Raw genomic sequence first — 1,066 nt, 5'->3', positions numbered from 1 at the left:
ACGCTTCTGGGCAATCAGCTCAAGCAGATTCAGCATTTTGTCCTCTTGCTCTTGAGCCTCGTACTGCCTCCACGCAAGGCACAGCTGAAGGCTATGTTTGAAGCTCAGCTCGCGAGGCAGGCAGTCGGCTAACAGAGCTGATTGCATCATGAGCATCCGTATCAGGTTGTGCGCCAGCAGGTAAATCCATAACTCTTTGACGGCCATATCTGGCGTCTTGCAGCTCAGTGCTTCAAGCCCCAGCGTAGTCTTGAGGTTGCGCAGATCCAACTCCACATGCCATCGATCCTTGAACAGGGATTTGAGGGAAGCTTTGGGCACTTGCTGTGGGCAACTCAAAGTGGTGACCAGGATTTTCCCGCCAGCCTTCAATTCACGTACCGTCAGCGTTTCAGGTGCCTTGTCGTAATAGGCCTGACTCATCCAGGACGGCTTTGCCTTTGGTTTTGTCAGCTCAACCAAATGATCTTCCGACCCCAAGGCCCTCCCCAACTGAAAGTCCGTGCTACGCCGTCGAGCGCCATATTGTTCGAACACCCCGTCCACGCCTCGATGCTGCAGTTCACACAGTAAAAAGTAGGTGGCGTAGTAGGCATCGCCCAGCACAATGTCACCTCGCTCCAAGGTATCAAGCATGGTTCTGAGTAGCGTCTGTTCATCGCCTCCTTTACCGCGAAAACGTCCCAACGAGGCGTCCAAAACAGCACCGCTGGCGAGGCAAACAATCCCCACTAAACGGCAGATGGGAAAGCCCAGTCCGGTCTTCTGCCCACGAGATTGCGGGTAGGCCTCTTGGTTGGCCGGCGTATCCGGCAGGGTCACCGTAGTGCCATCCACGAGACGAACGGGTCGCCCCATCCAACGCCACGATGACGGGCCCCGGTTGCTCATTGATGACCCTGTGGAGCGCAACAAGGTTGAAACCATCTCCACCGGCAACCGCGCTCTAGCTTTGCAGTAGGCACCGGTATGAACGCTGTTGGGTTTCAAACCCTCGCAGGAGCGTTTGATGGATAAATCATTCACGGCATTCTGGCAGGACCGGTCGGCGCTCATTGCCTGGGAC

1 protein-coding gene is annotated in these 1,066 nt (G+C 55.8%); it reads right to left on the bottom strand.

Annotated elements, in window-relative coordinates:
• Window positions 1-1,066: IS4 family transposase (locus BLP82_RS30030; RefSeq protein ID WP_092177203.1), on the bottom strand; the 1,066-nt coding region annotated here is incomplete at both ends.

The organism is Pseudomonas sp. NFACC37-1, from assembly GCF_900101575.1.
Taxonomy (GTDB): Bacteria; Pseudomonadota; Gammaproteobacteria; order Pseudomonadales; family Pseudomonadaceae; genus Aquipseudomonas; species Aquipseudomonas fluorescens_AA.
This window is presented reverse-complemented; position numbering and strand designations above follow the sequence as displayed.